The 21,061-nt window shown below is 60.9% G+C and carries 16 protein-coding genes; 3 read left to right on the plus strand and 13 right to left on the minus strand.

What is annotated here, in order from left to right; translation table 11 throughout:
* Positions 1 to 31 precede the first annotated feature (31 nt).
* From AC07OP_RS20630 to AC07OP_RS20685, 12 genes are all read right to left on the minus strand, one after another.
* The gene (locus AC07OP_RS20630; protein WP_147296050.1) at positions 32 to 856 is read right to left on the minus strand and encodes a hypothetical protein; all 825 of its coding nucleotides are present in this window, start codon (positions 854 to 856) and stop codon (positions 32 to 34) included.
* A gap of 142 nt (positions 857 to 998) precedes the next feature.
* A complete protein-coding gene (locus AC07OP_RS20635; protein ID WP_495102335.1) occupies positions 999 to 2,702 on the minus strand; it encodes an AMP-binding protein in 1,704 nt (567 codons plus the stop codon).
* Positions 2,703 to 2,733: 31 nt separating this feature from the next.
* Positions 2,734 to 4,032: an acetyl-CoA C-acetyltransferase gene (locus AC07OP_RS20640; protein ID WP_495102336.1), complete on the minus strand. Its 1,299-nt coding sequence runs from the start codon at positions 4,030 to 4,032 to the stop codon at positions 2,734 to 2,736.
* Complete coding sequence (locus AC07OP_RS20645; protein ID WP_495102337.1) at positions 4,029 to 4,919, minus strand: MaoC/PaaZ C-terminal domain-containing protein; 891 nt, start codon at positions 4,917 to 4,919, stop codon at positions 4,029 to 4,031. Before AC07OP_RS20645 ends, AC07OP_RS20640 begins: the two co-directional genes overlap by 4 nt.
* 3 nt (positions 4,920 to 4,922) lie before the next feature.
* On the minus strand, positions 4,923 to 6,266 hold the full coding sequence (locus AC07OP_RS20650) for a 3-oxoacyl-ACP reductase (RefSeq protein ID WP_495102338.1): 1,344 nt from the start codon (positions 6,264 to 6,266) through the stop codon (positions 4,923 to 4,925).
* 223 nt (positions 6,267 to 6,489) lie between these two features.
* Positions 6,490 to 9,015, minus strand: coding sequence for an acyl-CoA dehydrogenase (locus tag AC07OP_RS20655; RefSeq protein WP_495102339.1), 2,526 nt, complete (start codon positions 9,013 to 9,015; stop codon positions 6,490 to 6,492).
* A 292-nt stretch (positions 9,016 to 9,307) separates the two neighbouring features.
* Positions 9,308 to 10,726, minus strand: a complete 1,419-nt coding sequence (locus tag AC07OP_RS20660) for an outer membrane protein transport protein (RefSeq protein ID WP_115488182.1) — start codon at positions 10,724 to 10,726, stop codon at positions 9,308 to 9,310.
* Positions 10,727 to 10,820: 94 nt separating this feature from the next.
* Positions 10,821 to 11,321, minus strand: a complete 501-nt coding sequence (gene praB, locus AC07OP_RS20665) for an alkane oxidation protein activator PraB (protein ID WP_413771014.1) — start codon at positions 11,319 to 11,321, stop codon at positions 10,821 to 10,823.
* A 117-nt stretch (positions 11,322 to 11,438) separates the two neighbouring features.
* A complete protein-coding gene (gene praB / locus AC07OP_RS20670) occupies positions 11,439 to 11,963 on the minus strand; it encodes an alkane oxidation protein activator PraB (protein ID WP_115488183.1) in 525 nt (174 codons plus the stop codon).
* 125 nt (positions 11,964 to 12,088) lie between these two features.
* A complete protein-coding gene (praA, locus tag AC07OP_RS20675) occupies positions 12,089 to 12,583 on the minus strand; it encodes an alkane oxidation protein activator PraA (protein WP_495102340.1) in 495 nt (164 codons plus the stop codon).
* 117 nt (positions 12,584 to 12,700) lie between these two features.
* A complete protein-coding gene (locus tag AC07OP_RS20680) occupies positions 12,701 to 13,981 on the minus strand; it encodes an alkane 1-monooxygenase (RefSeq protein WP_495102341.1) in 1,281 nt (426 codons plus the stop codon).
* 294 nt (positions 13,982 to 14,275) lie between these two features.
* Entirely contained in the window at positions 14,276 to 15,274 is a 999-nt protein-coding gene (locus AC07OP_RS20685) for an alpha/beta fold hydrolase (protein ID WP_495102342.1), read from the minus strand.
* Between the two features lie 275 nt (positions 15,275 to 15,549).
* Here AC07OP_RS20685 and AC07OP_RS20690 point away from each other — a divergent pair, with 275 nt between their 5' ends.
* From AC07OP_RS20690 to AC07OP_RS20700, 3 genes are read left to right on the plus strand one after another with little or no spacing between them, the layout of a single operon-like run.
* Entirely contained in the window at positions 15,550 to 17,088 is a 1,539-nt protein-coding gene (locus AC07OP_RS20690) for a flavin-containing monooxygenase (protein WP_495102343.1), read from the plus strand.
* Positions 17,085 to 17,975 carry an SDR family NAD(P)-dependent oxidoreductase gene (locus AC07OP_RS20695; RefSeq protein WP_495102344.1) on the plus strand — a complete coding sequence of 297 codons (891 nt, stop codon included), beginning with the start codon at positions 17,085 to 17,087 and terminating at the stop codon, positions 17,973 to 17,975. Before AC07OP_RS20690 ends, AC07OP_RS20695 begins: the two co-directional genes overlap by 4 nt.
* Before the next feature lie 15 nt (positions 17,976 to 17,990).
* Positions 17,991 to 18,824, plus strand: a complete 834-nt coding sequence (locus AC07OP_RS20700) for a metal-dependent hydrolase (protein WP_115488189.1) — start codon at positions 17,991 to 17,993, stop codon at positions 18,822 to 18,824.
* Here the strand turns inward: AC07OP_RS20700 and AC07OP_RS20705 are convergent.
* Positions 18,821 to 20,896, minus strand: a complete 2,076-nt coding sequence (locus AC07OP_RS20705; RefSeq protein WP_115488190.1) for an EAL domain-containing protein — start codon at positions 20,894 to 20,896, stop codon at positions 18,821 to 18,823. The two genes, AC07OP_RS20700 and AC07OP_RS20705, sit on opposite strands and share 4 nt — an antisense overlap.
* Between the last annotated feature and the right edge of the window lie 165 nt (positions 20,897 to 21,061).

The raw sequence follows: 21,061 nt of genomic DNA on the forward strand, positions 1-21,061 counted from the left end.
CCCACCTTTAGATCACCCGCACACCTCTCAATCAGCGGAAGTGAAGCCTGTCGAGCATTTCGGGACGCCTGAGGAGTTCCTTCGCCAGCCAGGCCTGGCGACCGAAGTAGGGATGCCTGGTAACAGTCCAGTTGGCAACTTCATGCAGTTTTTCGAGGCTGAGGTGGCCGGGCCGCTGCGGGTCCTTGAACAGCTCGACATCACGCATCAGCTCTCGGGTCAACGCGTTGTCATTCTGATTTTCAAACATCGTGATGTTGAGGTTGTTTCGATCGATCAGGCCATCCAGCCCACCGGTGATGTGGTGGCGGTCCATATCATCGACCAGGTCTCCACGCTTCATCAGTTCCCGTGCCAGGAGGATATTCTGGTCTTTGGCATAATCGCCGGTCAGCGGTTTGCCGGCCATATTCTTCAGGCCGTCCTTAGTGATGATCCCCGGATGATGGGGTTCCTTAAAGTCATCGAACCTATCGAGCAGCATGCGTGAAAGTTCTGCGTTGCTCTTGCTGCCGAAACCGTGGCCGGGCCAGCTGGGGATAGGGTCGGGCCTTGGAGGGCGCTGGGCGCCAAAGCAGTGGCGGATGAACTGCTTGAAACTGCCCATCCCACCCTGGGGCCAGTAGTCTGCTTTGATGTGCTGTGCGCGGTCACGCTCCTCGAATCCAGCGGTAACCGCGTTACCGTAAAACCCCGACAACCGTGGGGTATCGCCTAATTGAAAGCTGATTGAGCCGCTCCTTTGCGCGATTGCGGACGAATTCGCCATCGGTTTTGAAGGAGCGGTATTGCCCTGATCCGCCTTCAGGTGCGTGGGTGAGGACATAACAGATTTATCGAAAGCAGGTGCCAACATCGTTTGATGTCTCCAGTCCGGTTTGGCCAAAAAGTGTTCACCTGCCTGTCCAGCGTCGCACCAGGACGCAGGTACACAGCGATAACGCTGGGTTGCAAGTAGTCCTTATGTGGCAAGCCTGTCTGAATCAGTTCCTGCCTTTCTAGCGCAAGGCTCGACGCAGCACTTTCCCCACCGTCGTTTTAGGCAACTCGGTAGTGCGAAACTCCACATACCTGGGCACCTTGTAGCCCGTCAGGTATTCCCGGCAATGGGCGAGGATCTGCTCCTGGGTCAGGTTCGGGTCCTTGCGCACCACGATGATCTTGACCTTTTCCCCCGTCACGCCGTCTTCCACGCCGATGGCCGCCACTTCGCCGACGCCCGGGTGCAGCGCCACCACGTCTTCGATTTCATTGGGGTACACGTTGAAGCCCGAGACCAGGATCATGTCTTTCTTGCGGTCCACCAGGCGGATATAGCCGCGTTCATCCATCACGCCGATATCACCGGTCGACAACCATCCCTCGGCGTCCAGCACTTCGGCGGTGGCGTCCGGACGTTTCCAGTAACCCTGCATCACCTGTGGGCCGCGCACCTGCAGTTCGCCTTGCTCGCCGATATCGGCCAGCTCGCCGTCTTCACGCATAAACCGCACCCAGGTCGACGGCAGCGGCACGCCGATGCTGCCGGTGAATTCCATTTCGCGCATGCGCGCAATGTCGATCGGGCTGATGCTCACCACCGGCGAGCATTCGGTAAGGCCGTAGCCTTCGATGATCGGCAGCCCGGTGACGTCCTTCCAACGCTTGGCCACCGCCGTGTGCGTGGCCATGCCGCCGGCGATCACCATGCGCAGGTCGGAGAAGTCCCGAGCGCAGAACTCCTTATTCTCCAGCAAGCCGTTGAACAGCGTATTGACCCCGGCAATGCCATTGAAGCGCTCCTTGCGCAGGATCATCTGCACCCGCTTCACATCCCGCGGGTTGGCGATGAGGATGTTGCGCCCGCCCAGGCACATGAACATCAGGCAGTTCACCGTCAGGGAAAAGATGTGATACAGCGGCAGCAGGGTGACGTTGGTTTCCTGCTTGTCCTGGTCCAACTGGTCGCCGACCCAGGCTTTGGCCTGCAACAGGTTGGCGATGATATTGCGATGGCTGAGCATCACGCCCTTGGCATCCCCGGTGGTGCCGCCGGTGTATTGCAGGAAGGCCAGGTCGTCGAGGTGCATGTCCACCGGGAAGTGGTTGAGCGCGCGGCCCTGTTTCAGCACCTGGTTGAAACGCACCGAGCCCCTCAGGTTGAACGCCGGCACCTGCTTTTGCACGCGACGCAGGATGAAGTTCATCGCCGCCCCCTTGAAGCTGCCGAGCAGGTCGCCGATGGCGGCCACCACCACGCGCTTGACGCGGCTGCCGGCGATGACTTTTTCCAGGGTGTGGGCGAAGTTTTCGAAGATCACCACGGTTTCGGCGCCGCTGTCCTTGAGCAAGTGCTTGAGCTCATGGGCGGTGTACAACGGGTTGACGTTGACCACCACCGCACCGGCCAGGATCGTGCCCAGCAGGCAGATCGGGTACTGCAAGCAGTTGGGCATCATCAGCGCCACGCGGTCGCCCTTCTGTACGCCCTGGCCCTGCAGCCAGGCGGCGAACGCAATGCCTTGCACCTGCCAGTCGGCGTAGGTCATTTCGGTGCCGATGCTGACGTAGGCGACCCGCTCGCGAAACTTTTCAAGATGCTCCAGGAACACCTCGCGCAACGACGGGTAGTCCTCGATAACGGCATCGATGTCCGCCGGGACGCCGGGCAGGTAAGCGTTCAACCAGACCCGTTCGGTGTGTTCCAGGCTGATAGCGTTCATGGCAGTCTCCTTATTGTTGTTTTTGATGGGGCTACTTTTCGACGATAGCGGTAATGCCCAGCCCGCCCGCCGCGCAGATGGAAATCAGGCCGCGACCGCCGCCGCGCTCGTGGATGGCCTTGGCCAGCGCCGCCAATTGCCGGCCACCGGTGGCGGCAAACGGGTGGCCGCAGCCGAGAGAACCGCCGTTGACGTTCATTTTGGCGCAGTCGATGGCCCCCAGCGGCGCCTCCAGGCCGAGCCGTTCGCGGCAGTAGTCGGCGTCTTCCCAGGCCTTGAGCGTGCACAGCACCTGGGCGGCAAAGGCTTCGTGGATCTCGAAGAAATCGAAGTCGGCGAAACTCAGCCCTTCGCGCTTGAGCATGCGCGGTACCGCATAGGCCGGCGCCATCAGCAGGCCTTCGCTGCCGTCGACAAAATTCACCGCCGCCGTCTCGCCCGTGCGTAGGTAGGCCAACACCGGCCAGCCATGGGCCGCCGCCCAGTCTTCGCTGGCCAGCAGCACCACCGAGGCACCATCCGTCAGTGGCGTGGAGTTGCCCGCCGTGAGGGTACCGTGCTGGCGGTCGTAGGCCGGGGACAGGCCGGCGAGTTTCTCCAGGCTGGCGTCGGCGCGCAGGTTGTTGTCCCGCGCCAGGCCGCGATGGGGGCTGATCAGGTCGTCGAAGAAACCGCGCTGATACGCGGCATCCAGGCGCTGGTGGCTGGTGAGGGCCAACTCGTCCTGGGCCAGGCGCTTGATCTGCCAGCGTTGGGCCATTGCTTCGCAATGTTCGCCCATGGACAAACCGGTACGCGGCTCGCCATTGCGCGGCAACAGCGGCTTGAACAACATCGACGGACGCACCTTCAGCAGTGCCTTCACCTTCTCGCCCATGCCCTTGGCGCGATTGGCCGCGAGCAAGGTGTGGCGCAGGGATTCATTGATGCCGATGGGCGCGTCGGAGGTGGTGTCGGCGCCACCGGCGATGCCCACGTCGATCTGGCCAAGGGCGATCTTATTCGCCACCAGCAAGGCCGCTTCCAGGCCGGTGCCGCAGGCTTGCTGCACATCGTAGGCCGGGGTCTGCGGGGACAAGGTGGTCGACAGCAGCGATTCACGCGCCAGGTTGAAATCCCGCGAATGCTTGATCACCGCGCCGGCGGCAAACTCGCCCAGGCGCTGGCCGTGCAGGTTGTAACGGTCGACCAGGCCTTGCAGCGCCGCCACCAGCAGGTCCTGGTTGCTGTCGTGGGCGTACACCGTGTTGGAACGGGCAAACGGAATGCGGTTGCCGCCGATGATCGCCACGCGGCGGGTCGGGGCCGGGTTGAAGCTGTAGTCACTCATGTAGGGCTCTCATTCCAGACAAATAGTCCGCGCATATGCGGTTTGTCGCCGGCGAAATTGCGCACTTCGAATTCGCGCCGCGGGCCGCTCACGGGGTGTTGCCACAGGGCGACCTGGCCGGGCAGGAAGATCGGCAGCTTGAAGTCGCAATGGGCTTCGGCCTGACCCAGGCCACCGGGGGGTTGTTGAGCGGCCAATGCGCGGCCGAGGGTCCACATGCCATGGGCAATGGCGCGGCGAAAGCCAAACAGCTTCGCACCGATCAGCGACGTATGGATCGGGTTGAAGTCCCCCGAGACCTTGGCAAAACGCCGGCCCAGGTCCGCAGGCAGTATCCAGCGCTGGGTGCGTAACAGGCCCTCTTCCTGCAACGGCAGCGCGTCAGCCCACGGCTCGCCCACGGGGTCTTTCACCGCGCGGCGCAGGTACAGGCTGTCGCTTTCCCACACCAGGCTGCCGCGGCTGTAGGCCCGGGTGGCGATGCTCAGCGCCTGGCCCTTGGCGTGGGCCACCCAACGTTCGCAAAAGACTTCCAGGCGCAGCGCCTGGCCTTCCTGCAGGCGCTGGTGCTGCCGGATGCGGTTGGCCAGGTGCACCATGCCGCTGGCCGGATACGGGAAACTCGGACGGGTCAACAGCATCAGGTGCAGCGGGAATGCCAGCACATGGGGGTAAGACAACGGCACACCCTGCTCGCGGCGAAACCCACAGGCACGGCCATAGGCGGCGATGCCGCTGACGGACAATTCCACCGCCGAGCGCACCAGGCGCTCCCTGGGCAACAGCGGTGCGCCGTCGAGCTTGGGTTTGCGCAGGCCACGTACGCCGTCCAGCAGCAGGCGCGTGTGCGAAGGCGGTGGGTCGATAATCTGCGTCACGTAGTCCATGGCTCAGGCTCCCAGCAGGCTTTGGCCGCACACGCGCACGACCTGGCCGTTGACCCCGCCCGACGCCGGGTGCGCCAGCCAGGCAATGGTTTCGGCCACATCGATCGGCTGCCCGCCCTGGGACATCGAGTTCATGCGCCGCCCGGCCTCGCGAATCATCAGCGGGATCTTGGCGGTCATCTGGGTCTCGATAAATCCAGGTGCCACCGCATTCACCGTTACCTGTTGCGCCGCCGCACGCGGGGCCAGGCCTTGCACCAGGCCGATCACGCCGGCCTTGGAGGTGGCATAGTTGCTTTGCCCGAGGTTGCCGGCAATGCCGGAGATCGACGACACGCACACGATACGCCCACCCGGATTCAGGCCCTGGCTGTCCAACAAGGCATTGCTCAGGTGCAACGGTGCTTCGAGGTTGACCGCCAGCACGCTGCGCCAAGCGGCTTCAGGCATCTTGGCGATGGTCTTGTCGCGGGTGATCCCGGCGTTGTGCACCACCACATCGAAGGCACCGTATTGGCTGACATGGGCATGCAACTGGGCAGCGGCGTCCGCTGCCGTGATGTCCAAAGGCAGCGCCGAACCGTCCACACTCGCGGCCGCCTGTTGCAGCGAGTCCTGGGCCTGGGGCACGTCCACGCAGACCACATGGGCGCCCTCGCGGGCCAGGACCTGGGCGATGGCCAGGCCAATGCCTCGGGAAGCACCGGTGACCAGCGCGCGCCGACCGGCGAAGGGTTTGTCCCAATTGACGGCGACCGGCCCATCCACCGGTTTTTCCAGGCGCACCACCTGCCCCGACACATAGGCCGAACGCCGCGACAGGAAGAAACGCAGGCTGCTGTCCAGTGCGTCTTCCGCTCCCGGCGCCACGTACAACAACTGCACGGTGATCGCCCGGCGCAACTCCTTGGCCAATGAACGTACCAGGCCTTCCAGCGCACGCTGGGCGATGGCCTGGGGCAACTCGGTGCAGTGTTCCGGCGCGGTGCCCAGCACCACAACGCGGCCGTGTTGGCCCAGGCGTCTGGCGTTGGCGTGGAAGAACTCATAGAGCTCGTCCAGTTGCTGCAGGCCGGTTATGTCGCTGGCATCGAACACTGCACCCTGCACCTTGACCGTGGACGGCGCCTTGAGCGTCGCCGGGGTGGCGGTGACCGTGTCGGTGGCGCTGAACACCTGTTGCACCTGCGCAGCCAGGCGCCCTGCCCCGGCGACAATCACCGGGTTGGCCAGGCCTGGCTGGCCGCTGCGATGGCGCTGCAACAGCACGGGCTGCGGTAAACCGACCGCCTGGGCCAGGCGACGGCCCCAGGGGGAATTGACGAACGATAGGTAGCTGTCACTCATATCAGCATTCACTCACAACACATTCTGACCTTGTAAACCCGATCCATGTCGGAGGGGGCAAGCCCTAATGCCAGTCATGTAGGAGCGAGCTTGCTCGCGAAGAAACTCAGGGCCACCACGTTTCTCCAGAATGAACGCGTTGCTTAGACGTTCTTCGCGAGCAAGCTCGCTCCTACATGACTGGCATTGAACCCATCCCCCTCCCACATAGACCGCGTTTGTCCTAGTTGACCGGGGCGTTTTCACCTTGGGCGGTTCGGCGTTTGGGCGCCGGTTCCAACGCCTGCCTGCGCTGCTGCAACGCCGCCAGCAAACCGAAGTCCTGGGGGAAGTCATCCACTTGGATAGCGTGGTCGGCGTATTCCACATAGCGCGCCAGCAAGGCATCTTCGTCGTCGCTGATCAGGTCCAGCGCCCGCGCCTTGACGCGCCAGGCGGTGAAGGCCGTGGCGGCGATCGGCATCGGTTCGAGCAGACCTTGCCTGATGGCCGGCTTGAGCCGGGCGTCGATCAACTCCACCTGCGGCAGCAGGCGGAAGCCCAATTCGCCGTAGGCCAGCTTGTCGATTTCCGGACGTGGAATGTAGGAGTTGGCCAACAGGCGGTCGCGGGTTTCGCCGGGGGTCTGCACCACATCGGCCACCTGGGCCAGCAGCTGATCCGAGGGTTTGCGCAGCGCAATACCGAACGGGAACGTCAAGCCACGCAGCACCGCCGCCGCCGCTGTGGAGGGGTAGTTGTCCAGCACTTCGGCGAGGGCTTCATGGGCACGCAGCAATGCGTCCTGTGCCGCCCAATGCACCAGCGGCAGGTCTGCCTGGGGCCGGCCGTCGTCCTCGAAGCGCTTGAGCACGCAGGACAGGATGTACAGCTGCGACAGAATATCGCCCAAACGCCCGGTGATACTTTCCTTGCGCTTGAGGGCACCGCCCAGCACGCCCATGGAAATATCCGAGATCAGCGCCAGCACCACCGACAGGCGATTGGCCTGGCGATAGTAGGACGCCAGCGCCGGGTCGGTCTTGGCCGGTACGGAAATCAGGCGCCCGCCGGTCAGGGCATGCACCGCCGCACGTACGGTGTTGGCCAATACAAAGCTCACATGGCCGAACATCGCGCTATCAAAGTCTTCCAGCGCCTGGCGCCGGTCCGGGTTGCGCGCCGCTTCCATTTCGCGGAACACATAGGGATGGCAACGAATCAGGCCCTGGCCAAAGATGATCAGGCAGCGCGTCATGATGTTCGCGCCTTCCACCGTGATGGCGATGGGGCTTTGCTGATAGGCACGGGCCAGGAAGTTATTCGGGCCCATGCAGATGCCCTTGCCGGCGACGATGTCCATGCCGTCATTGACGATCATCCGCGCGCGTTCGGTGACGTGGTACTTGGCGATGGCCGAGATCACCGAGGGTTTCTCTCCGGCATCCAGGGACGCCACCGAGACCTTGCGCACCGCATCGCAGGCATACAGGTGCCCGGCCATGCGCGCCAGCGGCGCCTGCACCCCTTCGAACTTGCCGATGGGCAAGCCGAACTGTTTGCGCATCGCCGCGTAGGCCGTGGTGCCGCGCACCGCGACCTTGCCCAGGCCGACATTGGCCGATGGCAGGGAAATCGCGCGGCCGGCGGCCAGGCATTCCATCAGCATGCGCCAGCCGTTGCCGACTTGCTCGCGGCCGCCGATGACCCATTCCAGCGGGATGAACACGTCCTTGCCGGTGGTCGGGCCGTTCTGGAATACGGCGTTGAGCGGCCAGTGCCGGCGACCACTGTTTACGCCGGGATGGGAGGTGGGGATCAGGGCACAGGTGATGCCCAGCGAGCCCTTCGGCCCCAGCAATCCATCCGGATCTTCCGCGCGAAACGCCAGACCGAGCACCGTGGCGATCGGTCCCAGGGTGATATAGCGCTTGTCCCAGGTCACACGAAACCCCAGCACCTCCTGGCCTTCGTGGGTGCCTTTGCAGACGATGCCCACATCGGGAATCGCCCCGGCATCGGAGCCGGCGTACGGGCTGGTCAGGGCAAAGCACGGGATGTCCTCGCCCCGGGCCAAACGTGGCAGGTAGTAATTGCGCTGGGCATCGGTGCCGTAATGCAGCAGCAGTTCTGCCGGGCCCAGGGAGTTGGGCACCATCACCGAAATCGCCGCCGCCGAGCAGCGTGTCGACAGCTTCATCACCACCTGCGAGTGCGCATAGTGGGAGAAGCCTTTGCCGCCGTACTGCTTGGGAATGATCATGCCAAGGAAGCCGGCGTCCTTGGTGTACTGCCAGCCTTCGGGGGACATGTCCTGCCAGACCTGGGTGGTTTCCCAGTCGTTGGCGATGTCGCACAGGGTTTCCACTTCATTGTCGAGAAAGGCTTGCTCCTCGGCGCTCAGGCTCGCCGGGGCCGCTTGCAGCAGGCGCTGCCAATCGGGCTTGCCGCTGAACAGCTCAGCGTCCCACCACACGGTGCCGGACTCGATGGCGGCGCGTTCGGTGTCGGACATCGCCGGCATGATCGTGCGAAACAGATTGAGGGCCTTGCCGGTCAACAGCGCGCGGCGCAGCGGTTTGAGGCTCATCAACAACGCCGGCAATACCACCAGCACTGCCGCGACGGTGGCGCCGAAAGCCGCCACCCCATTGAACAGGTAGCCCGCTGTCAGCCAGATCAGGCCAGCGCCCAACCACAGGAGGGCGGCAGCTTGTCGATACGCCAGGGCAATCGCGGCTGCGACACCCACCAATAACCAGATAACCATGGGGATACCTCTACTCGATTCAGGGCGTGGTTTACGTGCGAAAGGTCGGATCGACCTGCGGCGTAAAGCCACACTACAAACTTGGAAAGCTAAATTCAAATTTTGTTTTGAAATTTTTATTTAATTCTTTAGCCAAAGAAATGTCGACTGAATGATTCAGCCTGATGGTTGAGTGGTTACGAAATCGAAACGGGGCGCGTAGGCGCCCCGTCGATGCATGACCGGTGTGAAACCGTGCAGAAAGATGCGCTGACGGCAGGTTTACACCGGTACTGCACCCGGCAGTGGCGCGTCAGAACTCGTAGGTTAATCCCAGGCTGACCACGTCCCCGTAAGCATCGGCCTTGCCATCCAGAGTTGCCCCACCCAGGCGATCCTGGTTATGCGTTTGCAGCTTGGCCTTCTCTACAAACTGGTGGGAATAGGACCCGTCGATACCCAGGCCGGGGATGGCGCGGATTTTGTAGCCAAAACCCAGGGAGGTGAAAATCCGGTCACCGTCCGGGATACGCGGGTCGCGGGTGGAGTTACGCGTCGGCGTCTGGTCCGTGGCCACACCGGCGCGCAGGGTGAAATCGTCGGTGAGCTTGTAGTCACCGCCGAGGGACACCATCCAGGCATCCTTGTAGTTATAGGGAATGGCGACAATGGTCGTACCCTCAGACTTCAGGGTCAGGTCCTTGAACGACGACCATTGGGTCCAGGTGACGCTGGCGCCGAGGGTGAATCGGTCGGTGAACTGGTGCACCCAGTCAACGGAGGCGTTGGCTGGAACGTCCAGCTGAGCAGAGGCTTTTGCGCCGTTGGAATTAAGCGTAAGTCCCGGGTAGGCCTGAGAGGGAAGCCCGGAATCAATCAATCCCGTGGAAATCGGATCGGCATAAATGCTGTACTTACCCTCCAGTTTGTTTTTGATCTTGGCGTGGTAGTTCAGGCCAATAGTGTCCTTTGGTGTGGGCTTCCACGCCAGGCCTGCGAACCAGCCAACCGAAGTATTGTCGACCTTCACACGCATTAACGTGTACCCCGCACCGGATGGAAATGGCACGCCGATGTTGGGCGAAAGGGCCGCAGCGGAAAGCAGGTCGACGTTCTGACTGACAAACCCTTTTGTATGCTGAACGATGGCGCCGGCGCCTACGGAGAATTCGTCATTGACCTTGAATGACAGGGAGCCGGTCACGCCCACTGTTTCAATCCGAGTATCTACGGCAAAGTCCCGACCGACCCAATCGTCATCCCACGTGGTGCGCGCGCCCATAGGCACGACCTGGCTCAGACCGAAGGCGAAACGGTCACCGAGCGGCATCACCATGAAACCGGTCGGCAACCAGGCGGTGAACCCGCCTTGGCCGCCGTCACCGGTGCGGGGCACAGAGCTTGTCTCACCCGTCACGGGGTCAATGGTCACTTTGGCAGGGTCATTGCCAGCGTAATCTTTGGCGGTGCCTTTATACTTGATGTTGATACGCGCGTAATCGACGTTGAATTGTGCAATGTTGTGATCAATAAACGCCATGGCCGCGGGGTTGTTATAGGCCGATGAAGGATCATCTTTAAACATTGAACCACCACCAAAGGCGCGGCCCCACCCTTCTGCCCCGAACGTGGGTGTCGCAAAACCACCGGCGTGTGCAGAAGTAGCGAACACCAGCCCACCGACTACCGCAAGTCCTAACAAGGTGCGAGCGTGTTGTTTTTTATTATTCATTTACCACTCCTAATTATTGTTATCACCGCGACCAACGGCATGTCTCGAACAACAGGCGTTGCAACGCTTACAACTTCCTTTATGGTGAAACCCACTAAGGAACAATATCCAAATACCAGAACAACACTTCTAATGAGACCAGCGTACAGCTCCCCGACAATACCTGGCTCGAGGCATTCAATTGGCGAAATGAACCCGTCCACCCAGCGGAAAGCGTAGAGGGCCCACAGGCACTTTGAATCACCCCAGGGCCGAATATTGAGAACTGCACATTCGACATTGTCACACCCGCAAGACTGGTGGCTGACAGTGTCCAAGGTGTACTGCCAGTACGCGTGTACTGACATAACGTATTCGCACCTGAAATCACGCTATTAGTAATGCTGACCGTGCCATCCTGCGACACTTGGCCACTCATGCGAATGTCGCACTTGATAGGAATTTGCAATGACGAGGGCGACTTAAGCGTCAGCGTACCCGTAATTGAACCAAATGGTCCCACCGGTGAAAATGTTGCCCCCATGCAGACGGAAGATATTAAAACAACTACCAACATCGATACCGTCTTACAGGCACACCGAATCAGCGCTTGCATAACATCTCCTGTGGACACTTATGGTCACCCACTCTGCTGTTGGGGCCACCCAACAGGCACCTTATTCAAGGTGCCTGTCTTTCAATGGGTGATCAGCCCTTTGTCCTCAAGACTGCCTCAAGGAACAACAACAATAGGCACTCCACCGGCACCCACTACGGTCACGCTCAAGCTTTGAACGGTGCAACTTCCGGACAAAGGCTGGTTGGAGGCCGTCAGCACCTTAGTGGTGTTGTTATACCCAACGGTGATTGTGGACGGGCCACAGTTCGATGGGATAACACCTGAAGCGGTAATGTTGTAACCCACGTTGGTAACGTTGCCCACGGCGGTCGGAGCCGTCAGGCTTGTAGCCGTTAGCGTCCATGGCTTATTGGTGGTCTGCGGCAGGTTACACAGTGAATTACTGCCACCCACGACGACATCGGTGATTTTCCCAAGGCCACTGCCATCGACATTCCCGGTAAAGGTCACACTGCACGTCACTGGAATCTGGATCGACGACGGGGATTTAACCGTGATCGAACCCGTGGCGGTAAAGCCTGTATTAATTGGGCTCAGGCTGACAGCATTCGCCATCGAAGCAGCACCCATGCAAACAGCCAAAGCAGACAACGATACGAGGGTTTTCAAACTTTTCATTGTTTTTCCTCACATGTTATGGCGAATTCATTTCGCCGGGGGGGTAATGGCCATGAACGAGAGGTCACGGTGAAACTGCAGAACTTCCCTTTCCAGCCAAATTTCAATTCAATTACCGCAGCACGTTATTCAACAACTTTGAAGTTCGGCGGCATCTTGATCGACACCGTCTTGATCTTGCAGTCTTCGCCAATGGGCACATTGGCGGCTTCCAACTTGCCGGTGGCGTTATCCCAGGTGCCATCGGCGGTAGAAGGCCCGCACTTGCCGCCCAGGCCGAAGGCGTGAACATCCACACTGATTTTCGACATGGAACCGCTCCTGGTATCTTTGGCAACCAGAATCCACGGCAAGTTGATGGCTTCGACCCGACTGCACTTGAGGCCGCCGTCGAATTCGACTTTGTCGACATTGACCGAGGAACCGTCCGCAGCGACCTTGCCAGCCACCTTGATGGTGCAATCGGCGCTGATCAGCGCGCCTTTGGAGAAGCTGATCGGGCCCTGGGCGGTAAAGGCGCTGCCCGCCGGTTCGATACGCGCGGCCTGGGCCTGGTGATAGGCGATCAGGCCCAGCACGGCCAATACGATATGGGTGGTGAACTTGGCAGGTGATTGCATGGTGGATGTCCTTCCCTTTAATTATTGTTGTTCGGGTCAAAGCACTTTCTCGGGGCGATAAAATCCTGCGCGGCAATCAGGCCCCGAGTACACAACAACACTCAGTGTTACCTCAGATCAAAACGGCTTGGCACTGCCGCTGTACTTCTCCAGGTACTTCAAACGCTGTGAAGGTTGAAGATTGGTCAGGGTGATATCCCCGGCATAATGATTAAGCACTCGATGATCCATGCGCCGCCGCCACAAGTACGGTACATAGGCCCAGACAATCATGCTCGCGTAACCATAAGGCAATTGCGGCGACTCATCGAAGTGGCGCAACGACTGATAACTGCGCGTCGGGTTGGCGTGGTGATCGGAGTGCCGCTGCAGTTGGAACAGAAAGATATTGGTGACAATTCGATTACTGTTCCAGGAGTGCCGAGGCGAACACCGTTCATAACGACCGTTGGGCAACTTCTGGCGTTTAAGGCCGTAGTGCTCCACATAGTTCACCACTTCCAGCAACGAGAAGCCGTAGATGCCCTGGATAACCAGGAACGGAATCACCGCTGCCCCCAGCCAGGCAATCATCGCCCCCCACAACACCACGCTGTACATCCAGGCGCTGAGTACAGCATTTTTCCGATGCCAGGCCGGCAGGCCGAGTTTGCGCAGGCGCTCGCGCTCCAGGTTCCAGGCCGAGCGAGCACTGAACCACACCGAGCGTGGCAGGAAAGCCCAGAAACTCTCACCCAGCCGCGAGCTGGCCGGGTCTTCCGGCGTGGCGACGCGCACATGATGGCCGCGGTTGTGCTCGGTATAAAAGTGCCCGTAAAACGTCGGCGCCAGGGTGACCTTGGCGAGGAACACTTCCAGGGCATTGGGCTTGTGCCCCAATTCATGGGCCGTGTTGATCGCAATTCCAGTGGCAGCCCCCGTGGACATGGCCATGCCCAGGTAGGTAAACCAGCTTGGTTGACCATGCAGTTGCGCACGCTCAGTGATGTAGCCGGCGACGTGGGCCAACCAGCTGGAAGGTTCGAGGTTGGCGGTGGCGTGCAGCAGGCCGCCCCGGATGATCCAGTCGATGCCGTCGGCGGCCAGCCATCCGGTAATCACCACCGACGAGATGACGAACAGCACGCCGGTGTAGACGATCCAACGGTAATAACTTTGGGATTCAAGGTGGTTGACGGCGGATTCGGGCGGGTTGCTGATGTCTTCGCCGAGCAGCCCGTCGATCAGGGGGATCAGGCCAAAGATCACCAGTACACCGACCCACCACAGTTGCTGGATGCCAGTGGCAATGGCGAGTGCGCCGGACAACAGAGGGGTGGCCAATGGCAGGATGCCCAACCACCACAGGTGGCGCTTGCCGTCGGTCCAAATGCTTGGCGCTGCCAGAGTCTGATTCATGGCAGCCTCCTTGGCAGGCAGGCGGTAAACAGGTTCAGGGAGCGCTGGATGCTCCGGGAAATCAACCATGCGATAAAAGACGTTTTTTTCATTTTTATTCGCTCTTAGGCATTTCAAAAATCATTTCAAAATAAATATTGAAATATTTTTTTAAATAAATAGCGCGGAATCGTTAGGTCGTCAACTACTTTTTCGAGGCCTTTTTTACGTGACTGAACAGTCTGTTTTTCAGCTGTTTGGTCAGGTCTCTAGGGCAGGCATTTGCGACGTTCGACCCGGCGATGAGGGCCACGATTATTTGTTCGCCAAGGCAAACGGCGGATGCAGGACCGTGGCCGTTTCCACCGGGCGCACGCGCTTGGCCACGTGCAGCACGGCCTCGACCACCCGCGCCGTGGCGGTGATCGGCAGCATGTGGCCGCGCCCTTCCACCACTTGCAGCTTGAGGCCGGGCACTTTATCGGCGAGGGCCTGGCCATGCCGGCGAAAGTCCAGCACCTTGTCCCGCGCGCCATAGATCAGGCCGATGGGCAGGGTCAGTTGGGGGTAGCGCTTGACCATCCCGGGCAGGCAGTCGTTGACCAGCGCAATCTCGCTGGAGGCAGCGTAAAAGTTATCGGGGCGCATCCCCAGCAAGCCGCCGCCCCGGGTGGCGAAGTCCTCGGGAGCGGCGTCCGGCGCAAACACGCCCTTGACCACCGAACGTCGAGTCAACAGGCCCATGGGCACGGTGAGGGTATTGGCCACAAAACGTCGCAACCAGGCCGGTCGCACCGCCAGCGACCAGAACACCAGCGGCAACCTGGGTTGGGGATGGGTCAACGGTGCCACCAGCACCAGCCCCGATACAGCCTCGGGATGATCGAGGGCCAGGGCCAGGGAAATCGCTCCGCCGAGGGAATGCCCGAGCACCAGGGGTTTGTCCAGGCCAAGCTGGTTGATGAAGGCCGCGACTTGCCGCGCCTGGGCCGGCAAGTCCGCAGCGGTACCTTTATGCCGCGTGGAATACCCCGACCCGGGACGGTCGAGGGTGATCACCCGGAAGTGCTCACGCAACTGGCCGGACAAGGCATAGGTCAGGTTGCGACTGCTGCCCATCAGCCCGTGGATCATCACCAGGGGTGGTCCCTTGCCCTCTTCCACATAATGAAAGCGCTCGCCATTCACCTCCACGAAGCGCCCGTTGATCGGAACGGCGGCTTCGATGCGCCGTGTCATCCAGGCGCTGAAACCCCATAGCACCGCACTCGCCCCCACCAGCACACCTGCAGCAATCACCCATTGCACAGCCATAGCTCGTCCTCAGCTTCCCTGTGACCGGCGACCTGACCGGAATTGATCAAGGCCTCGGCCAACGTCCACACCCTGGACCTGAACGGCGTGCGTACCACGCTCGTCCGTCGGACAAGTCGCACATAAGGCACAAGGTCCTAGCGTAGGCGCTATTTTCAGGTAGATTATTTAAAATCTTTTTTAAAATAATTAATTCAATTTTTCTTTGCAATGGTGTTCTATCTAAAAGACACAACAAAAACAGGAGCCCATCCGATGCCCATGAAGGACCGCCTATGAATGCCCACAGTGATTCCATCGACATCGCCATCATCGGTTCAGGTTTTGCCGGCCTGTGCATGGCGATCAAGCTCAAGGAAGCGGGGTTCACCGACTTCTTTATCGCCGAGCAGGCCGACACCCTCGGCGGCACCTGGCGGGACAACCATTACCCAGGTTGCGCCTGCGATGTGCAGTCCCATGTGTATTCGTTTTCCTTTGCGCCCAACCCGGACTGGACACGTCAGTTCGCGCCGCAAGCGGAAATCCGCGCCTACCTGGAACACTGCGCGGTGGGCTTCGGATTGGCGCCCTACCTGCGTTTCGGCATGGGCCTCAAGCGCGCGGTGTTCGATGAACAGCTACAACGCTGGCAGTTGAGCTTCAGCGATGGCCGCCACGTCAGTGCGCGGGTGCTGGTGTCGGGCATGGGCGCCCTGGCACGCCCGGCGCTGCCGGAGATTCCAGGGCTGGACACCTTCAAGGGCAAGCGCTTCCACTCCCAGCAGTGGGATCACGCATACGCCTTGAAGGGCAAGCGCGTGGCGGTGATCGGCACGGGGGCCAGTGCCATCCAGTTCGTGCCGCAGATTGCGCCGCAGGTGGCGCACCTGGATCTGTTTCAGCGCACTCCACCGTGGATCATGCCCAAGCCGGATCGCGGGATTTCAGCGTTCGAACGCTGGCTGTTCAAGCACCTGCCTGTTACCCAGCGCCTGGTGCGTGGCGCCTTCTACTGGGCACTGGAAGGCCGTGTGCTGGGGTTTGCGCTGCATCCGCGGCTGATGAAAATGGTGCAGAAAGTCGCCCTGCGCCACCTTCGCAAACAAGTGCCGCGCCCTTCCCTGCGCAAGGCTCTGACGCCGGACTACACCATAGGATGCAAGCGTGTGCTGATCTCCAATGACTACTACCCGGCGCTGTCGCGCAGCAATGTCGAGGTGGTGACCGACAAAATCCTGCGTATCGAAGCCGACGGCGTGATCACCGCCGACGGTATCAAGCACCCGGCCGACTGCCTGATTTTCGGCACCGGCTTCCAGGCCACTGACCCGCTGCCCCGGGACTGCATCATCGGTCGCGACGGTGTGGACCTGATGGACACCTGGCGCGACGGTGCACACGCCTATAAGGGCACCACGGTGCCGGGCTATCCCAACCTGTTTCTGATCATCGGGCCCAACACCGGCCTGGGCCATAACTCGATGATCCTGATGATCGAGGCGCAGGTGACCTACATCCTCGACGCGCTCAGGCAGATGCAGCGCCATCGCATCGCCACGGTGGACGTCAAACCGACGGTGGAACAGGCCTACAACCGTCAATTGCAAGACCAACTCAAGCGCACCATCTGGAACACCGGCGGTTGCCAGAGCTGGTACCTGGACCCACGTACCGGCAAAAACACCACCCTGTGGCCCGCTTCGACATGGCGCTTCAAGCGAGTCACCCGGCAGTTCGCACTCAAGGACTATGCGGTCGACCTGTTGCCCCTCACTGTTCCCCCCCGCCCGGCCACGGCGCCCCACTCCACCGCAGAAGGCAGCCTCTCATGAAGTCATTCAACGGCCGCGTGGCGGCGATTACCGGCGCGGCATCCGGCATGGGCCGCGCATTGGCCCTGGCACTCGCGCGCGAAGGTTGCCACCTGGCACTGGCGGACAAAAACACCCAGGGCCTGGAGCAGACCCTGGCACTGATCAAGACCTCAACCCTGGCGCCGGTGACGATTACCACCCAGGTGCTGGATGTGTCCGACCGCCAGGCCATGGAGGCTTGGGCGGCGCGCTGCGTGGCCGAGCATGGCCAGGTCAACCTGGTGTTCAACAACGCCGGCGTGGCCCTGTCGAGTACGGTCGAAGGCGTGGACTACGCCGACCTGGAGTGGATAGTCGGCATCAACTTCTGGGGCGTAGTCCACGGCACCAAGGCGTTCCTGCCGCACCTCAAGGCCAGTGGCGACGGCCATGTGATCAACACGTCCAGCGTGTTCGGCCTGTTTGCCCAGCCCGGCATGAGCGGTTACAACGCGACCAAATTCGCCGTGCGCGGTTTTACCGAAGCCTTGCGCCAGGAGCTGGACCTGCAACGCTGCGGCGTCTCGGCCACCTGCGTGCACCCCGGCGGCATCCGCACCGATATCTGCCGCAGCAGCCGCATCGACGCGAACATGACCGGTTTCCTGATCCACAGCGAACAGCAGGCCCGCGCCGACTTCGAAAAACTCTTCATCACCGATGCCGACCAGGCCGCCAAGGTGATCCTGCAAGGCGTGCGCAACAACAAGCGTCGCGTGCTGATTGGCCGCGATGCGTATTTCCTCGACCTGCTCGCCCGTTGCCTGCCGGCGGCCTATCAAGCGCTGGTGGTGCTGGCCACCAAGCGCATGGCCCCTAAGCAACGCAGGCCAGTGTTTGAAACCAACGACAAGCCCCGTCTCTGAACAGGAGCACGAATCATGTTGCCGATCCGCCGCGACCTCCATTTTGCCCTGCCCGCCGAACGCATCACCGACTGGCACGAACAGGGCCCGTTCATCACGCATTTCTTCAATGCCTTGTCGCTGCTGTTTCCCCAGGGCGAACTGTTTTTCATGGACAGCGTGCGTCACTACCGCCAACGCATCGACGACCCGGCGCTAAAGAAACAGATCCAGGGATTTATCGGCCAGGAGGCCATGCACAGCCGCGAACATGTGGCCTATAACGACCTGATGCAAGCAGCCGGGCTTCCGGCGCACACCCTGGACCGTCGGCTTAAATTCATCCTCGATCTGCAGAAGAAACACTTCGCACCGTCGTTCAACCTGGCGATCACCATTGCCCTTGAGCACTATACGGCGATGCTCGCGGAGATCCTGCTGAGCGACCCGTCGCGCTTTGGCGACTCACTCAAGGGCTATCAGCAGATGTGGTATTGGCACGCTCTGGAAGAGACCGAACACAAGGCCGTGGCCTTCGACGTATGGAACACGGTGATCAAACCCGGGCCCAAGCGTTACCTGCTGCGCACCGGGACCATGCTGACCACCACGGTGTTTTTCTGGCTGGTGGTGCTGGATTTTCATGTGCGTCTGTTGATTGCCGACCGCAAGGCGGGTGGGCACCTCAAAGGCTTCTGGCGCATGTTGAAATTTCTTTATGGCCCCAAGGGCGTTTTCCCGCGCATGCTGCGGCCGTGGTTGCACTATTTCAAACCCGGCTTTCACCCCTGGGATCACGACAACCGTGCACGCCTGACGGGTATCGATCGCTTGGTCGAGGAGATCGAACAAACCCAACGCGGCTACTAGACCTGCGCCATGGCCACACGTTGGCGCACAAAGCTTTCCAACTGGTCTCCCGGCAGTGCCTTGCTGAAATACCAGCCCTGGATAATCAGCTCGTCGCCAGTGTTCAAGAAGGCCAACTGCTCGGCGGTTTCCACGCCCTCCACCACCACGCCCAGGTTCAGCGCTTCGCAGAAACGCAGCATGCCAGTCAGGACCTGGGCGCCCTTGGGATCGTGCTGCGCCACCACGAAACTGCGGTCGATCTTGATGAAGTCCACCGGGAACTGGTGCAGGTAACTCAAGGCCGAAAACCCGGTGCCAAAATCATCGATATAGACCTTGGCGCCGATGGCCTGCAATTTCTGGATGTTCTGGCGCGTGGCCGGGATATCACTGACCAGTGCATCTTCGGTGATCTCCACCGACACCTGGCCGTGGGCCTGGGCGAGGATCGCCACCAGGCGCTCGCCGTAGGCGGCGTCGGTCAGGGTGGCGCTGGAAATATTGATCGTCATCGGCAGGGTAAAGCCGAGTTTCTGCCATTTCTGGTACTGGCGAATCGCCTGGGATGCCACCCACATATCCACGTCCGGCATCAACCGCGCCTGGGCCAGCCATTGCAGGAACTCCCAAGGCGAATGCACCGTACCGTGGGCGTCGCGGGCACGCATCAGCGCTTCGCAACCGGTGCACAGCCCGGTGCGGGTCGAGACCTGCGGTTGGTATTCAAGATAGAACTCATAGTCGCTGATCTGCTGGATGCGACTCAGTTCATTGGCCTGGCGCAACTGGATCCGGTGCGACGCCAACACGGGGTCAAGCTCGCGCAGCCGACCTTTTTCTTCCAGGCCGTGGAAGGTCATGTCCAGGGACTTGAGGTACACCGTACCGCCTTCGGCGGGTTGGCGATGGATCGCGCGCACATAGGGCGCATACACCAGCGTGCCCAGGCCCAATAACCCCAGTTGCAGCACCACCGCCGCCAGGTCGCCATGGGTACTGAGGTAGGCATTGAGCAGTATCGGTGCGGTGAACGGTACACTGGCGACCGCCGGCGACACCCAACCCACCTGCACCACCGTCAACGCCACCATGGCATTGATGGCGGGCACTAACAGAAACGGTAGGAACAAGCGCGGGTTGAGAATGATCGGCAAGCCGAACAGCAGCACCTCGCTGACGTTGAACAACGAGAGCGGCAAACTCGCCATCGCCACCAGGCGCATGGACTGGCTCTTGGAAAACAGCAGGATCGCCAGCAGCAGGCACAACGCACCGCCCGAGCCGCCGATAAAAGCAAAGCTGCCCAGCAAGCCGCTGTTCAATACATACCTGATCGGCTCGCCCGCCGCCGACGCTGCACTATTGAGCACCACGGCCTGGTCCAGTACATCGAACAGCGGCTGCATGGCGTACACACCGTGGATCCCGAAAAACCACAGCAATGAGTTCATCAGGGTCACGAACAAACCGCTGCCATAGGGCGACTCCAGGGCATCCAGTACCTGAGGCCCCTGAAGCTGCGCCACATACGGAACCTGCAACAGCGAGGACAACACCGCCACCAGCAACAGGGCCGTGATGAGGCCTGGCACCACCATATTGATCGTGCCCCTGAGGTTGTGCCCCACCAGGTCCTCGTTGACCAGGCGGGTCCAACGGAAACGGTGCAGCCAGGCAATGGCCGGCACATTGAGCAACGGTGAGGCGATAGCGATGAACAGCACGAACGTCGCCGAGGCCCGAGGGTATTCGCGCAGGATAAACGTCGCCACCACCACATGGGCTAGGCACAGGAATGCCACCGGCAGTTGTGGCAGGCGGTGCTGGATAGCCAGCATGTAACCGATGGAAGCGGCGACCAGCAGCGGGATCACTGAGCTGATCTGGTTGTGCAGCCCGGCCAGGAATGTCACCACCTGTGGGGCGAAGCCCAGTGCTCGGGCGCACTCGGACAGGATCAGAAACCCTGCCGACACCAGCAGGCAGGGCAGGATCCACAGCAGCCCTTCACGGATGGCACGCAATGACTCGGTACTGGCCAAGGCCGCCAGGCGCTGAGTAAGGAAAAGTTTGAATAGCGTTTGCGCCATGCCCCATCCCTCTGCCATCGCTCTCTGCCCCCAAGGGGCAGGCCCAAAAAACCCTTGTCACGCTACACGCCCTGATGCCGTGAGCGAAAGACTTTTGCCACACTACCCGTCATTATTCCAAATCAATTTAGGCCCTTGTGGACGATTGGCGTCCCGACGCCGAGA

The organism is Pseudomonas sp. GW821-FHT09D08 (assembly GCF_059416305.1).

Excerpts from the sequence above, each read along its gene's own strand:
- AC07OP_RS20630 (WP_147296050.1), bottom strand. The coding sequence starts at position 856 with ATGTTGGCACCTGCTTTCGATAAATCTGTTATGTCCTCACCCACGCAC.
- AC07OP_RS20635 (WP_495102335.1), bottom strand. The coding sequence starts at position 2,702 with ATGAACGCTATCAGCCTGGAACACACCGAACGGGTCTGGTTGAACGCT.
- AC07OP_RS20640 (WP_495102336.1), bottom strand. The coding sequence starts at position 4,032 with ATGAGTGACTACAGCTTCAACCCGGCCCCGACCCGCCGCGTGGCGATC.
- AC07OP_RS20645 (WP_495102337.1), bottom strand. The coding sequence starts at position 4,919 with ATGGACTACGTGACGCAGATTATCGACCCACCGCCTTCGCACACGCGC.
- AC07OP_RS20650 (WP_495102338.1), bottom strand. The coding sequence starts at position 6,266 with ATGAGTGACAGCTACCTATCGTTCGTCAATTCCCCCTGGGGCCGTCGC.
- AC07OP_RS20655 (WP_495102339.1), bottom strand. The coding sequence starts at position 9,015 with ATGGTTATCTGGTTATTGGTGGGTGTCGCAGCCGCGATTGCCCTGGCG.
- AC07OP_RS20660 (WP_115488182.1), bottom strand. The coding sequence starts at position 10,726 with ATGAATAATAAAAAACAACACGCTCGCACCTTGTTAGGACTTGCGGTA.
- praB (WP_413771014.1), bottom strand. The coding sequence starts at position 11,321 with ATGCAAGCGCTGATTCGGTGTGCCTGTAAGACGGTATCGATGTTGGTA.
- praB (WP_115488183.1), bottom strand. The coding sequence starts at position 11,963 with ATGAAAAGTTTGAAAACCCTCGTATCGTTGTCTGCTTTGGCTGTTTGC.
- praA (WP_495102340.1), bottom strand. The coding sequence starts at position 12,583 with ATGCAATCACCTGCCAAGTTCACCACCCATATCGTATTGGCCGTGCTG.
- AC07OP_RS20680 (WP_495102341.1), bottom strand. The coding sequence starts at position 13,981 with ATGAATCAGACTCTGGCAGCGCCAAGCATTTGGACCGACGGCAAGCGC.
- AC07OP_RS20685 (WP_495102342.1), bottom strand. The coding sequence starts at position 15,274 with ATGGCTGTGCAATGGGTGATTGCTGCAGGTGTGCTGGTGGGGGCGAGT.
- AC07OP_RS20690 (WP_495102343.1), top strand. The coding sequence starts at position 15,550 with ATGAATGCCCACAGTGATTCCATCGACATCGCCATCATCGGTTCAGGT.
- AC07OP_RS20695 (WP_495102344.1), top strand. The coding sequence starts at position 17,085 with ATGAAGTCATTCAACGGCCGCGTGGCGGCGATTACCGGCGCGGCATCC.
- AC07OP_RS20700 (WP_115488189.1), top strand. The coding sequence starts at position 17,991 with ATGTTGCCGATCCGCCGCGACCTCCATTTTGCCCTGCCCGCCGAACGC.
- AC07OP_RS20705 (WP_115488190.1), bottom strand. The coding sequence starts at position 20,896 with ATGGCGCAAACGCTATTCAAACTTTTCCTTACTCAGCGCCTGGCGGCC.